The sequence below is a fragment of the Leptolyngbya sp. O-77 genome (assembly GCF_001548395.1).
In the GTDB taxonomy this organism is placed as follows: domain Bacteria; phylum Cyanobacteriota; class Cyanobacteriia; order Elainellales; family Elainellaceae; genus Thermoleptolyngbya.
On sequence record NZ_AP017367.1, the window covers coordinates 2,453,284 to 2,468,948 of the forward strand.

Annotated in this window: 6 protein-coding genes; 3 read left to right on the plus strand and 3 right to left on the minus strand. The window is 58.1% G+C overall.

Annotation, left to right across the window (positions count from 1 at the left end; all coding sequences use genetic code 11):
• Positions 1-67: 67 nt before the first annotated feature.
• The 3 genes from O77CONTIG1_RS10485 to folP all read right to left on the minus strand — a co-directional run bounded on the left by O77CONTIG1_RS10485 (position 68) and on the right by folP (position 4,604).
• The gene (locus tag O77CONTIG1_RS10485; protein ID WP_068510375.1) at positions 68-2,113 is read right to left on the minus strand and encodes an FAD-dependent oxidoreductase; all 2,046 of its coding nucleotides are present in this window, start codon (positions 2,111-2,113) and stop codon (positions 68-70) included.
• Positions 2,114-2,387: 274 nt separating this feature from the next.
• Entirely contained in the window at positions 2,388-3,665 is a 1,278-nt protein-coding gene (locus O77CONTIG1_RS10490) for an exonuclease SbcCD subunit D (RefSeq protein WP_068510377.1), read from the minus strand.
• An 81-nt stretch (positions 3,666-3,746) separates the two neighbouring features.
• A complete protein-coding gene (gene folP, locus O77CONTIG1_RS10495; RefSeq protein ID WP_068510379.1) occupies positions 3,747-4,604 on the minus strand; it encodes a dihydropteroate synthase in 858 nt (285 codons plus the stop codon).
• A 678-nt stretch (positions 4,605-5,282) separates the two neighbouring features.
• On the opposite strand from folP, the gene O77CONTIG1_RS26105 reads away from it, so the two are divergent.
• From O77CONTIG1_RS26105 to O77CONTIG1_RS10510, 3 genes are read left to right on the plus strand one after another with little or no spacing between them, the layout of a single operon-like run.
• Positions 5,283-10,502 (plus strand): PAS domain S-box protein, encoded by a 5,220-nt coding sequence (locus O77CONTIG1_RS26105; RefSeq protein WP_068510382.1) that lies wholly within the window; start codon positions 5,283-5,285, stop codon positions 10,500-10,502.
• Positions 10,499-12,553: a response regulator gene (locus O77CONTIG1_RS10505; RefSeq protein WP_068510384.1), complete on the plus strand. Its 2,055-nt coding sequence runs from the start codon at positions 10,499-10,501 to the stop codon at positions 12,551-12,553. Before O77CONTIG1_RS26105 ends, O77CONTIG1_RS10505 begins: the two co-directional genes overlap by 4 nt.
• Entirely contained in the window at positions 12,550-15,648 is a 3,099-nt protein-coding gene (locus O77CONTIG1_RS10510; protein ID WP_068510385.1) for a response regulator, read from the plus strand. The genes O77CONTIG1_RS10505 and O77CONTIG1_RS10510 overlap by 4 nt, the downstream gene beginning before the upstream one ends.
• Positions 15,649-15,665: the final 17 nt, after the last annotated feature.

Below are 15,665 nucleotides of genomic sequence, written 5' to 3' on the forward strand. Positions count from 1 at the left end.
CGTTCTTCGTTTTTCGTTCTTCGTTTTTCGTTTTTCGTTCTTCGTTCTTCGTTTTTTCCGCCCTCCCTTACCACGGGGCCCAATCGGCCCAGTCGAGATTAAAAATCGATGTGTCAGGGAACTCGATTGGGTTGCCGTTGCGGACAAGAGTTCGCTGGAGTTGCTCAAGCTGGGGTTCGCGGCGGGGCAGGTCGTCCACCAACTGGTAGGGCAACACATTCTCCCGCAGGGCAAAGGCGGCGGTCGTGCCCGCAGCCGCGCCCACAGACCACTCAAAAGAATGAACCCGGTAGGCAGCGGCGACCATCGTGCTAGTGGCGATGCTCTTGCCCGCCACGAGTAAATTATCCAGCTTTTGCGGAATCATGGCTTGCAGCGGAATTTGCCCCGGATAGGCTTGCCCGTGGCCCTGGCGCGTGCCCGGCCGTTCGATATTCCCCGGTGCTTCGGGTGGCGAGTAGGCCATGCAGGGGTGAAAGTCGATGGCGTATTGAGCAATGCCCACTGCATCGGGGTAAATCGTCGAACGGGTGCGGCGCTGAATCTGGTCGGGGGGCGTGTTTTTGGCGATCGCCGACACAGTTTCCAGCCCCGCCAGCGCAATCCACAGATTGCGATACATCTCTGGTGACAGGTTTTGCCGATAAAAATCGGCGCGGAAGTCGGCTTTAGAAATATCCAACTCGTTCATGCTAAAGCCGTTGCGGTAGCCGTAAGTTGGGCGACCGATGATGCGCCGCCCTTCGCGGATGTAAGGATATTTCGACAGGCCGTGAACCGTGCCCATTGGCGACTCCAGCCCTGCCAGCAGGCGGTGATTAGGCGCAGGCTTTTTCACCCCGTCCCCCAGTTGCGAATCCGTCGTGCCCATCGTGAACCAGTAGTAGTAGCCCAGGGCCAGTTCCTCGCCCGCCGCTAGGGTTTCCGTCCGCAGCCCGCCCAGCCAGCCACCCGGAGCAAGCTGCCCCTGCTCTTGCAACTGCTGGCGGGTGTAGATTAGATTGTCGCGGGAAGTGCCAGGGCGATAATCATTGCCCCAGACCCAGTTTTGCATGGAGATATCGCCGGGTTTGGGGCGCGACACGCCAAACACCCGCTCAGTAGACCGTGGCTCTGGACTCCAGATTCGGCGATAGGTAAACACCACGTCGATGTCGGCCAGACGCGGGTTGGGGTCATAGCCGTAGTAAGGCAGATAGCGTTCGTAAAAGGGTGGCTTTTGCTGGGGCTGGGGTTCTGCCGTGCGCTCCATTGCAAAGGTGTAGGTAAAGCCCTGGGTGCAGTAGGGGTCGCCCGTGGTAGTGGGCAGGGATGGGTCGAGGTGCGATCGCGGGTCGAGGCCCAGCCGATAGGGCACGTCCGCCAGGGCAATCAGCTCCCCGGTTTCCGTTGCCTCTACGACGTACCAATCGGCCACACCTGGCTGCCGCCGCGCCTTGGGCACAAAGCGAATCACCTTCTTTTGCAGACGGCTGGAATTTTCGTAGCGGTAGGCATCTTCGATGATTTTCGATAGCGGCTCCGTATTCAGCGGCGGCGTGTTGGGGGCGGGGCTATGCTGGATGGCAGCGGCAGCGGCAATCTGCTTGCCGTCGGCGGTGTAGTCCAGTTCCTTGATCACGGTCGAAGGGAACCATTTGAGCCGGCCTTTGCCTTTCCGGGCCGCATCGCGCAGCATGTCTTCTAGAATCTTTTCGGCATCGCGGGGCAAAAAGCAGGAAACGCTTACCCAGCAGTCGCCGGGGCTGAGCCTACGATATTTCTTCTGAATGCGATCGCGCAATTCCAGATAGCCCCTGGAATAGTAGAGCAACTGCCGCTGTCGCCGCGCCTCATCCAGCGCCGACGTGCCCTGGGAGGTGATCTGTCCACCCATCCAGTCGGTGAGTTCCGTCATGCAGACCGTGCGCCCGGCCAACAGCGCTTCGTAGGAGGTGGCCACGCCCGCCAGCCCGCCGCCGACAACCAGAATCTCGCAGTCTACGGTTTCATTTGGGGTGGGGCGATTGGGAGACGCTGGAGCCTGGGCAGATGCAAATGGGGCAAGGGTCGTGAATCCGACCAGGGAGGCCAGAAAAGCCGCAAAGGAGCGCGTGCGTTTGTTTCGAGTCATACCGGGTGTCCATCAATCAGGGTCGGGGGTTGGGGCCTGGGGGTGGAGCTTGAGGCTGGAGCTTTGGGGTGCAGAGAGATTCACACGTCTTGTCTGTATTTGAACCGTGTCGGGCCCAGCTTTTGCAATGGCTAGACTAGCGCAATTGGGGCAAATGGCGGTGTGATGGGGGTGGCGTTGGCATCAGCGTTGCGGCGCAACATGGCTCAGCAACATGGCTCAACGGTCTGCACCACCCCCAACAACACCCGATTCCTCCCACACTCCGCCACTTTTAATCCCTACGCTCGCTGTTCTCGCTCGTCAGCAAGGATTGCACTAGCTCATACAGATCTGGCTCTGGCCGCCCTTCAATCTGGCGATTTTTCAGGTCGATCAGGCCTTGGGCCAGCGCGGGGGCACGGTTTTTGTAGGTGCTGTTGGCGGTCAGCAGGTCGAGAAACACTTCCCGTTCCACTTGGTCGCGGCTGGCCTCTTCCCCCACAGGCGATTCAAACGTCCGTACATCCGCCTCAAACTTCAGCAGAAAGATCAGCGCGTTGCTGAGAGACTGAAGCTGCTGCTGGAGCGATCGCACGTCTAGCTCTGTCCGCTCAAATCCGACCTCGCCCTCCAGCCGCAGTTCAACGATTGGCTGCGTATCGGGCTGGAGTTGCCCCAGAGAGATGGCTTGCTGAACCAGGGCGATCGCCGTTTGCTGCACGTCCTCAACGGTTTCCGAGCCGCGCAGGGTCTGCCTCAGCCGCACAATCGGCCGCTGGCGATAGTCGCGCTTCAGTTCTGCCCGGATGCCGTCTGGGCAAATGTCCACCAGATACGCGCCCCGCTCAAACCGGGCTTCGTCTATGCTGTTGGCTTCTAGGGAGCCGGGATTAAACACCCAGCCCTCGATTTCGTAGTTTTTGTGAATGTGCCCCAGCGCTAAGTAATCCACGCCCGCCTGCTTCAGCGGCAGCAGGTCACCATAGCGCAGCGCCCCCTGATAGCGAGCGATCTGCCCCTCCAGCCCGTGGTGAAACAGCAGCACCGTCGGCCCTGGCGCAGGCGGCAATTCCCCAATGGCAGCGGCAATTTGCTCGATCGCCCTAGGAGCCGTCGAGCCATACCAGCTAGACCCCAGCACCCGCACGCCGCAGGGCAGGTCGATGTAGCCGCCGTGCTTCGTCTCCGCATCCCAGGGCGAATAGAACGGTTCGCCCCGCGCCACGTCCCCCGGCTCCAGCAGGTACAGCATTTCCCAATCTGCCAGATAGCGCAGCCAGCTTGTATTTACGCCGTAGGGTCGGTTGTCGTGGTTGCCCTCGATGGCCAAAACGGGAATGCCTGCATCTTTGAGGAGGGATAGCACCGCCTGCGCCTGATTCAAGATGTTCGGCTGAAGATTGCGATGCTCGAAAAGATCGCCCGCAACCAGCACAAAGTCTACCTGAGGGGCAATCGCATACCGTTCGACCACATCCATCAGCGTGTAAAAGAAATCCTGCGTCCGCACTTTGTTGTCATAGCGGTCGAAGCCTAGGTGAATATCGGCGATGTGAAGGAATCGAGGCATGGGGGGAGCTAGAGTATGAATGTTCTATCACGCTATTTCTATAACGCTATCTCACCTTGCACCGCTCTGGCACTCTGACCTTCAAACTCCCCGCCCAATCGCATCCGCCACGCGGCACACATCCCGCATCTCAGCCACATCGTGGACGCGCAGGATATCGGCTCCGTAGGCGATCGCCATCGCGCAGGCCGCCGCCGTACCCCAGATTCGCTGCTTCGGATCAGGCTGGTTGAGGATATGCCCAATGAAGCTCTTGCGGGACGGACCGATCAGGATGGGGCAGCCGAGGGGCTTGAAGACCTCGATGCGGCGCAATAGCTCCAGGCTTTGGGCGGCGGTTTTGGCGAAGCCGATGCCGGGGTCGATAGCGATGTGGTGATGGGGGATGCCGCGGGCGATCGCCCCTTCAATGCGCCGCGCCAAAAAGTCGTAGACTTCCTGCACCACATCCTGATAGTCGGTCAATTGCTGCATGGTTTTGGGCGTGCCGCGAATGTGCATCAGCACGATGGGCACGCCCAGTTCCGCCACGGTGGGCAGCATCGCCTCGTCGAAGGTGGCTCCCGAAATATCGTTGATGATATTGGCTCCAGCGGCGATCGCCGCTCTGGCCACGGCGGCCTTGGTCGTATCAACGGAAATCAGCGTATCCAGCGGCGCAAAATCATCAGCCCCCTGGCGGATTGCCTGGATCACCGGAATCACCCGGCGCAACTCTTCCTCCAGCGCCACATCTTCGGCCTGGGGACGGGTGGACTGGCCGCCAATATCCAGTACGTCTGCGCCGTCTTTTGCCAGCCGATGGGCCTGCTGGAGCGCAGAGTGGAGCTGGTCAAACTGGCCGCCATCGCTAAAGCTGTCCGGCGTGACATTCAGCACGCCCATCAAATATGTGCGATCGCCCCAAATAAGCTGGCGATCGCCAGAAAACTGCCACATTTCCACACTTTCAACGAGTTTTAACGAGTTTTAATTTGAAGCTTGCGTATGCTTTGCGTTAAAAATTCTGATCCTTAGTCGAGAATACTGAGATTTCGGGCACTCTAAAATTAAGCCCAGAGACAGTCTCGCTGCAACTCCGGGTGAACACAGAACTTCATCTACCGCATTCACCGCATTTTTACTGAAAAAGCGACTTTACGGCACTGCTGCTGCGAAATGAAGGCTTTTGGGAAATAGGAACCTAACTAGGGGCGATCGCCCGACCTTCAGGCACTGCTTTATCCCAGCGTCTACCCCTGACCATATAAGCCAGACGAAATCAAACCAGATCAATCGCAGACCGAATCTCGATTTTTGAAGCGAATCAGGGAATTAGTAAAGAGAGCCAAAAGAGAGCCATTGGGTTAAACCGAATTTAGCATCGAACTCCAAGCTAAACCGCAAAACGTTTAGTTTTCAACCGTTTGGACAGCCTCATTTCAGCATCCTCAAAGGCTCACACCAGCCCTTGCAGAGGATTGGATTGTTCGCGTCATAGAGCGCGTCTAGACATAGAGCGCGTCTAGCAAAGTCTGACAAGTTCGGCAATCCTGAATGAATGCAGTCTGGCTTTTAGTCTCAACTCAGCCTCTCACCTTTAGCACCTGACCCCAGCACACACTAAAGAGGGTGGATATGGAGAAACTTGGGCAAAACCGCACCACCGAGCGGATTAACTTAGTGGCGCTGCTGCTAATTTTTATCCTGCCGTTTGCAATGGTGGTCTACCAACTGGTGGCAGAGGTCAACCAGCGAATTAACTTTGCCCAATATGAAATTTTTGGGAATGCCTATTTGCGCCCGCTGGAACAATTGATGCTGGACTTACCTCAGGGACGACGACTGGCCCAGCAGGCAGCCCAAGATTCGTCCTTGGAGGCGTTAACCCAGTCACAGGAAGCGTTTCAGAACCAGATCGACCTGGATCTAGCACAACTGCAAGCGGTTGAACGGCAGTTTGGGCAGCGTCTCCAGACCCCAGAGCGCTATAGGGCATTCGTGCAAAGTTGGGAGATGCTCCAGGCAGGGGTAGATGCGACAGGCACGCCGCTCAGCCCAGATGAGGTGCAGGCTCGATATACCCAACTGATTGCTCAGGTGCGCGGGCTAATTTCTCAGGTGGGCGACGCTTCTAATCTGATTCTCGATCCAGATCTGGATAGCTATTACTTGATGGATCTGGCCTTGCTCAAGCTGCCCAGCGCTCAAGACCTGATGGCGCAAGTGCAGCAGCTTGGGGAGTTGGTTGTGCAGCGGCGATCGCTCTCGCCGGAAGAAAAGGGTCGCCTGCTGGTGCTGATGGGTCGGCTCCAGGAAACGATTCGAGACGGCCGCACCAGCCTGAACACGGCCATTCAGCATAACCCTGCGCTGCGAATCCCTCTAGAAGCGCCGATGCAGACGCTAACCAAACAGACCGATCGGTTTCTGGCAGCGCTAAAGGAAGCCATTACCCAGTCCAAAACCGTGCAGGTGCAGCCCACAGCGTATGACCCGGCTGCTTATGAGGCTGCTGCGACTGAAATGCTTGCCGCCAGCCATGCCTTCTGGCAAGACACCTCTACCCAGCTCGATCGCCTGCTGGAGGGGCGAATTCAGAGGTTTGCCCGCAAGATTTACACTGTTGAAGCGTTTGCGCTGCTGGTGATGGTGACGGTGCTTTACGTGTTTATCTCGTTTGCCCGAAACCTGGTCAGCCAGCGGCGATCGCAGACTCGCCTCGCCACCCAACACGCCCTTACTCGCATCCTGTCGGAAGCCACCACCCTAGAAGAGTCTGCACCCCAAATTCTTCAAACGATTTGCGAAAGCTTCCGCTGGGACGTGGGTGAACTGCGCCGCCTCGACCCAGCAACCAAAACGCTGGTCTATGTGGCAGGCTGGCATTGCCCACAGCTAGACGCAGCCCAGCTTGAGTCAGACTTGTGGAAACGCCCCTTTGCCGACAGTGAAGGCATCATCGGACAGGTCGCCACAAGCCGCGAATCGCTTTGGCTAGCCGATATCGCCTGTGACGATTTATTTTTGCAGAAATCCGTTCGCAGATCGGCTATCGAAGCACTGGGGTTGCGGAGTTGGTTGGGGTTTCCCATCTTGAATGGAGACGAGGTGTTGGGCGTGATGTGTTTCCTCAGCCTCGACGCACAAAAGCCCGATGCCGACCTGCTCAAGGTGATGACGACGATTGGTAGCCAAGTTGGGCAGTTTATCAAAATTCGGCTGTCGGAGGAGGCGCTACGCCAGAGCGAGGAACTGCAACGAATGGCGCTGAGCGCAGCCAAGATGGGCGCGTGGGATTGGAATGTTCTAACTGGCGAAGAAAACTGGTCAGAAGAAGCAGAGCGCATTTTTGGGCTGGAGCCAGGTGGCTTTACTCGAACCTATGCTGACTTCTTTGAATTTATCCATCCTGAAGACCGCGACAAAGTGAACGAAGCCCAAGCGCGATCGCTCCAGGATGGGGCCGACTACGCACCGGAATATCGCATCGTGCTGCGCGACGGCAGCTTGCGCTGGATCACCAGCCGCGGCCGGGTGCTGCGCGATGCCGAGGGCAACCCCACGCGGCTGGTCGGCGTGACGATGGACATCACCGAACGAAAACAGTCGGAACTGGCCCTGTCCGAGAGCGAACGCCGTCTGCGGGCTGCTGAGGAAAAATACCGCAGTATTTTTGAAAATGCAGTCACGGGTATTTTCCAGACCACTGCCGACGGCCGCTATCTCAGCGCCAACCCCGCCCTGGCCAAAATCTATGGCTATGAGTCTGTGGACACGCTGATGGAGGCACTGCAAGACATCGAGCATCAGCTATACGTAGACCCCACCCGGCGGCAGGACTTTATCGACCAGATGGCAGCCCACGGCGCAGTGGAGGATTTTGAGTCCCAGGTTTATCGCCAGGATGGAGAAATTATCTGGATTTCTGAAAATGCGATCGCCGTTCGAGATGACCAGGGCAACCTGCTGTATTACGAAGGCACAGTCGAAGACATCACCCAGCGCAAGCAGGCTGAAGAAACTCTGAAGCGACAACTGGCAGCAATCGAGGCATCTGCTACAGGCGTGGGCATCCTCAACGCAGCAGGCGAATTTCTTTACCTCAACAGCGCCCACGCCACCATCTATGGCTACGACGACCCAGCAGAGCTAATCGGGCAATCCTGGACTGTTCTCTACCAATCCAAAGAGCTGGCGCGGTTTCAGCAGGAGATCATGCCAGAGTTTGCCCAGACAGGGCAGTGGCGCGGTGAGGCAATTGGCACTCGCAAAGACGGCAGCACTTTCCCTCAAGAGGTGTCTCTCACAGCGCTAGACGATGGCGGGCTGGTGTGTATCGTGCAGGATATTACCGCTCGTCGCCAGGCCGATACTGCCCTGCGCGAACGAGAAGCCCGCTTTAGCTCGCTGGTAAATAATATTCCGGGTGTGGTTTACCGTTGCGCCTGCGATGAACACTGGACAATGGAATACATCAGCGACCCGATTCGCGACCTGACAGGCTATGAGCCGCAGGAGTTCATCGGCAATCGACTACTAAGTATTAATGACATCACTCCAGCAGAGTATCGATCGACCATCACCCAGACAGTAGAACGGGCGATCGCCCAAAACCAGCCCTATATCCTGGAATACCCCATCCAGCACAAAGACGGCAGCACGCGCTGGGTCTACGAAAAAGGGCAGGGAATTTACGAAGACGGTAAGCTGCGCTGCCTCGACGGGGTGCTGTTCGACATCACCGAGCGTAAGCAGACCGAGGAGCGACTGCATCTGCTGGAGTCGGTCGTGGTCAATACCAACGATGCAGTGATGATTATGGAGGTGGGCGACCCAGCCAACCTCAAGATTGTCTATGTGAATGAAGCCTTTGCCCAGATGACAGGCTACATGCCAGAAGAAGTCATCGGCAAAAACCCTGCCATGTTCCAGGGGCCGGGCACTGACCGAGAGACAGTGGCGCAGGCGCGGGCCGATCTGGCGCAGTGGAAGTCGGTTCAGCTAGAGCTAATCAACTACCGCAAAGACGGCTCAGAATTTTGGGTGGAAATCGAGATGGTGGCGATCGCCAACCAGCGGGGAGAATACACCCACTGGATCTCGGTGCAGCGGGATATCAGCGATCGCAAAGCCGCCGAAGAAGCCCTGCGGAAAGGCAAAGAAGCCGCCGAAGAGGCCAACCGCGCCAAGAGCCAGTTCCTCGCCAACATGAGCCACGAGCTACGCACCCCGCTCAACGCCATCATCGGCTACAGCGAAATGCTGCAAGAAGAAGCTTACGACTTTGGCTATGGCGACATCGTGCCCGATTTAGAAAAAATTCGCGGCGCGGGTCAGCACCTGCTGGCGCTGATCAACGACATCCTCGACATTTCCAAAATCGAGGCGGGGCGCATGGAGCTATATCTAGAAACCTTCGAGCCAGAGTTGCTCTTGCTAGACGTGCAGGCGACCATCGAGCCGCTGATGGCCAAAAACCACAATACCTTCTCAATTCACTGCCCCGACGATCTGGGCACCATGCACGCCGACCTGACCAAGGTGCGCCAGTCGTTGTTTAACCTGCTGAGTAATGCCGCCAAATTTACCGAAAACGGCTCCGTCACCCTCACGGTCGAAAAGCGCGAAGTCACTAGCCTTGCTTACGATAACCCCGACGCGCCGCTCAGCCTTACGCCTGCCCCCTTCCTCCTGTTTCAAGTATCCGACACGGGCATCGGCATGACGGTCGAGCAGATGGCGAAAGTGTTCCAAGCCTTTACCCAGGCGGACGCTTCGACCACGCGGAAATATGGCGGCACAGGGCTGGGGCTGGCCATCAGCCGCCGCTTTTGCCAGATGATGGGCGGCGACATCACGGTGTCGAGCGAGGTGGGTAAGGGCAGTACGTTTACAATCTGGCTGCCGATGGAGGTAGTCGATCCTAAGCAGATCGATGCCAAGCAGATAGAAGCGGCGATCGCCCCTGCCCTGGGCAATGTCCAGAATGGGGATCGCGACAGCGTTGCGGAGCAATATCGCAGCAGCGTTGCGGAGCAATATCGCTCCGCTGGTGATGGTGCTGGCGATCGCAAAACCGTGCTAGTGATCGACGACGACCCCGCCGTGCGCGACCTAGTGCAGCGCTATCTCACCAAAGAAGGCTTCCGGGTGGAAACAGCCGCCAACGGCACAGAAGGCTTGCAGCTTGCCCGCCAGATTCGCCCCGATGCCATCACGCTGGACGTGCTGATGCCCGACACAAACGGTTGGAGCGTGCTGTCAGCCTTCAAAGCCGATCCCGACTTGGCAGAAATTCCCGTTGTCGTGATGACGATTGTGGACGACAAAAGCCGGGGCTTTGCCTTGGGCGCAGCAGACTATCTCACCAAACCCATCGACTATCAGCGGCTGACCCACCTGCTGCAAAAATTTCAGCCCAATCGCCTAGGGGATGCGCTGGAGACTTGTCGAGTGCTGGTAGTCGAAGACGACCCCAACATCCGCCAGATGTTTCGCCGAATGCTAGAGCGGGAACACTGGCAGGTAGCCGAGGCCGAGAACGGGCGCGTCGGACTACAGGCACTCAGCCAGCAGCGTCCCGACCTGATCTTGCTCGACCTGATGATGCCCGAAATGGACGGTTTTCAGTTCATCCACGCGGTGCGAGAGAACCCCGAATGGCGATCGCTCCCGATCGTCGTCGTCACGGCCCTCGATCTCACCCCGGCCGACCATCTGCGGCTAAATGGCTATGTGGAGCAAATCCTGCAAAAGGGCACCTACAGCCGCGACGAACTGCTGCATGAAGTCCATGATCTGGTGTTAACCTGCATTCGCCACCGTCCCACCGGGGTTCGGGAGGGTTCCCTATGAAGCTGGGCTGGGGATCGGTACTGGTGATTGATGATGAAGCGGTAACGCGCCTGCTGGTGGCTCGTCGCCTCAGCGATCAGGTGGCATCAGTGACCACTGTAGAAAGCGGGCAAGAAGGGCTAGAACTGCTGCAAAGTCAGCCGTTTGACCTGGTGCTGCTGGACATCATCATGCCTGGACTCAGCGGCGTGCAAATCCTGGAAAAGATGAAGGCTGACCCAGCGCTTCAGAGCATTCCGGTGATTATGATTTCCGCCGCCGATGACTTGGATAGCGTGGTGCGCTGCATCGAACTGGGAGCCGAAGATTATCTGCTCAAACCGCTGAACGCAGTGCTGCTGCAAGCGCGGACAGGGGCCTGCCTAGAGCGCAAGTGGCTCCGCGACCAAGAGCAATCTTACCTGCGGCAGCTCCAGGCAGAAAAGGAGTCGGCCGAAGCCGCCAACCGCGCCAAGAGTGTGTTTCTAGCCAACATGAGCCACGAACTGCGAACCCCGCTGAACGCCATCATCGGCTACAGCGAAATCGTGCAGGAAGACTTGCAGGCGGAAGGAATTACCCATCTGATTCCCGATTTGCGGAAAATCCGTACCTCTGGGCAACACCTGCTAGGCATCATCAACGACATCCTCGATATCTCCGCGCTGGAGGCAGGCACAGTGTCGCTGGATCTGGAGACGGTGGTGCTAAACCCACTGCTGCAAGAAGTGGTGAACACGGTGCGTCCGCTGGTGCTAGAGCATGGCAACACGCTGCAAGTGCAGTGTCCCGATCATCTGGGCACGATGTACAGCGACCTGTCGAAAGTGCGGCAGATTTTGGTCAACCTGCTGAGCAATGCTGCCAAGTTCACAGAGCAGGGTTCTATTACGCTGACGGTGGCGGTGAAGGGGCTGGAGGCGGCGGGCTGGGAGGACAGAGCAAAATTTGCGGCAGAGGCAGCGTTCCCTGTCCCCGGCGGAGCGTTTGTAGAGTTTCGGGTGAGCGACACGGGGATTGGGATTGCTCCATTGCAGCGCGAGAAGATTTTTCAGCCGTTTGCTCAGGGCGACGAGTCTTCTACCCGACGCTATGGCGGGACGGGGCTGGGATTGTCGATTAGCTATCGCTATTGCGAAATGCTGGGTGGCACGATTTCCGTTGAGAGCGAGCCGGAGCGCGGGTCTACGTTTACGCTGCGGCTGCCTGTGGTGAGCAGCGATCGCCCTGCTCTGTCCCAACTCCACCGCACGCTGGCAGACCAACCCAAGCGCGATCGCCCGCTGGTGCTGATTATCGACGACGACCGGGGCATCCGCGACTGGATGGTGCAAAGCCTAAACCAGGAGGGCTATCGCGTGGTCACGGCCTGGTGTGGACAAGAAGGCTTGCGGCTGGCGCAAGAGCTACAGCCCGACCTGATCGTGCTGGATGTGCTGATGCCCGCGCTAGATAGCTGGGCCGTGCTGTCTGCTCTCAAATCTGATCCGCTGCTGGCGGAGGTTCCGGTAATGGTCACTGCTACACCGCCGACCGAGCTATCCGCCAGCCACCAACTGCCCAACGGGCTAGTGCTGGGCATCACCGACCAGTTCACCCGTCCGGCGGAGTTTGCTCGGCTGACGACCCTGCTGCAAGCCTACCAAGCGCCGCAGGTTAGAGCGGGCAATCGGGCGCTGCTGGTGCATCAAGACCGGGCGACGCGCTCTATCTTGCGACAGGTGCTGGAGCAGGCGGGTTGGCGCGTCACGGAGGGCGATCGCCCCCAAGACACCCTGCCCCATCCCAGTCCACAATCGTCCTCAGCCGTAGACGCACTACTGCCCGACGTGCTGCTGGTGGACTTGCTGGTGCTAGCCAAAGAGGGGTTTCAGCATGTTTACCCGCTGCGAACCATGGGCGGGCGCGTTCCCCCGGTGATCAGCCTGCTCACCCGCGACCTCAGCCCGGCCGACCAGTCCCGGCTGAATGGTCGCCTGGAGCAGTTTCTTCAGCAGAATCTCAGCTCTCAGGGTGATTTTCTCAACCAAATTCGCGACGCTGTTCTCCTTCACTTGTCGAGTCCGCTATGAAGCTTCAACTCCGCATTTTGCTTATGGTGACATCGCTGCTGGCGGCGACTGTCGCCGTCACGACGGGCGTGCTGTCCTGGGGCACTCGCCAGTCGATCCTGGCGCAAACGGAGTCAAACGGGTTGCTGATTGCTGAGTTTTTGGCGCGGATGTCTCGCTTTGCCGATCAGGTGCCCGCCGATGTGGACACGATGATGGGCGACCAGATGCTCGCTCAGGCGGTGTTGACCTCACGGCTGGTGGCGATCGCCCAGCAAGCCAACCTCAGCCCTGCCGAAGTCAATCGGCACCTGGAGGAAATTACCCAAACCACCGCGATCGACGAATTTTGGGTCACCGACCGCGAGGGCAACCTGGTTTACAAAAATCGCTCTGCCCAGGGCATTCAGATGCCACAAGCCAGCAGCTTTCAATCCTTGCTGACGGGCGGCGCAGCGACGGTCGATGTGGATGCGCGGGCGCGAGACACCGATGGCAAAATCTTCAAGTATGTCGCCGTCACCGGGGCTGATCAGCCCCGCATTGTGCAAATCGGGCATGATGCCGAAATTCTCAAAAAACTGCCGCAGCAAATCGGGCTAGAGCGCCTGACCAATGAACTGGTGGATGGAGATGCCGTCGTGGGCATTCGGATTGTCGATCGCCAGCTCCACAACTTGGCCCGCAGCATCACCTCCAGCAGTGGCAACATTGTGAGCCTGTCGGCGGGCGATCGCGCCAAGCTGCTGCGCGTCTTGGAAACGGGGCAGTCCAACACCTATCTCGACGGCTCTCTGCTAAAGGTGGCTGTCCCCATTCGCGGCAACGCCGACTGGATTCAGGGTGCAACGCTGGTTTACCTGTCCACCGATTCGGTCCGCAGTGCCCTCCAGCGCGACCTCTATCGCATTGCCCTGGCCTCTACCGGCGTTATGGCTGCGGGACTGCTGGGGTCGCTGGTGCTGTCGCGGCGCGTCACCCAGCCCGTCGCCCGCCTCACCGATGCCGCAGATGCGATCAAATCCGCTGTGAAAACCGAAGAATTTGACGCGGAAGTCCTGTCAGATGTGGCCAGCCGCCGAGATGAACTGGGCACGCTGGCGCGAGTATTTCAGCGGATGGTGGGCGAAGTGCGCGATCGCGAACAGGGGCTGCACCAGGCCAAAGCCGAACTGCACCGCCGCGAAGAATATTTCCGCTCCATCATCGAAAACACGTCCGACATCGTGACGCTGCTCAGCGCCGACGGTCAGCTCCGCTATGCCAGCCCCGCCCTCAAAACCGTCCTCGGCTACGAACCGTCAGATTTATACGGCAAAAACTTGCTCGATTTCGTTCATCCCGACGACCACACCACCGCCCGCATCGCCCTCAGCCACGCCGTCCACCAGCCGGGAATCACGCTGCCATTTCAGATCCAACTGCGACGCATTGACGGCTCCTGGGCGCGTTTAGAAGCCGTCGGCACAAACCTATTGGGCAATCCGGCGGTGGAAAGCCTCATCCTCACCCTGCGCGACATCACCGAGCGCCAGCGGGCAGAGGATCTGCTGCGCCAAAAGGAAACAGCGGAGCAATCTAACCGCGCCAAGAGCCAGTTTCTTGCCAACATGAGCCACGAGCTACGCACCCCGCTCAACGCCATCATTGGCTACAGCGAAATGCTGCAAGAAGAAGCCGAAGACCTGGGGCAAGACGATTTCGTTCCTGACTTGCAAAAAATCTATACCGCTGGTCGGCACTTGCTCAGCCTGATCAACGACATCCTCGATTTGTCGAAAATTGAGGCGGGCAAGATGGATCTGTATCTCGAAGAATTTTGCTTACCCGATTTGGTGCAAGAAGTCGTCAACACGGTTCGGCCGATGGTGGACAAGAACCACAACGCGCTACTTGTGTGTGCTGATCTAGCGCCAGACACAATGCACGCCGACCTGACCAAAGTCCGGCAAAATCTGCTGAACCTGCTGAGCAATGCTGCCAAATTCACTGAGAATGGCACAATTACGCTTACGGTCGAAAAGCGCCTGAGTTCTGAAATGTCTCAATCAGTCATCTGCTTTCAGGTGACAGATACAGGCATTGGCATGAGCGAGGCTCAAATCGAAAAGGTGTTTCAGGCGTTTACCCAGGCAGACGCTTCGACCACGCGCAAGTATGGCGGCACGGGGCTGGGGCTGGCGATCGCCCAGCGGTTTTGCCAGATGATGGGCGGCGACATCACCGTTTCCAGTGAATTAGGCAAAGGCAGCACCTTCACCATGACGCTGCCCCAGGTCGTTCATCATCCTGACGCTGCGCCCGATGCTGACGCAGATCGGATGGCAGCGGTTGATGAGGGCGAGGATTGTGAAGAGAGTCCGCCCTGCCCCGATCGCCCGATTCTGGTGATCGACGACGACCCGGCGATTCACGACCTGCTCCGCCGCCAGCTTGCCCGCGAAGGCTACACCGTCCACAGCGCCCTCACCGCTGAAGAAGGGCTGACCCTGGCGCGAACCGTCCGTCCCATCGCCATTACGCTAGACGTGATGATGCCCAAGATGGACGGCTGGATGCTGCTGTCGGCGTTTAAGAGCAATCCAGACCTGGCCAATATTCCCGTGATTATGCTGACGATGCTGGACAACAAAAACAGGGGCTATGCGCTGGGTGCGTCGGACTATTTAATCAAGCCGATCGATCGCCACCAGTTGCTCTCGGTGCTGAAAAAGTATGAGTGCGATCGCCCCACCTGCCCAATTCTGATAGTAGAGGATGACCCCATCAACCGTGAACTGATGCGCCAGCTTTTGGAAAAAGAACACTGGCAGGTGATCGAAGCCGAAAACGGTCGTGTGGCCCTAGAAAAACTGCAAACCGTCCAGCCAGAGCTAATCCTGCTGGATCTAATGATGCCGGAACTAGACGGTTTTGGTTTCGTCGCAGAATTACAGCGCCACGAAGAATGGCGATCGCTCCCCATTATTATCATCACCGCCAAAGACATCACTGCCGAAGACCAGTTTCGCCTGCGCGGCTACGTTGAACAAATCCTGCAAAAAGGAGCCTACAGCCAGGAAGACCTGCTGGTGAGAATTCGTCAGTTGGTGGCTGCCTGCCAGCAATCCGCATGACAGCCAGGATTGAGAGA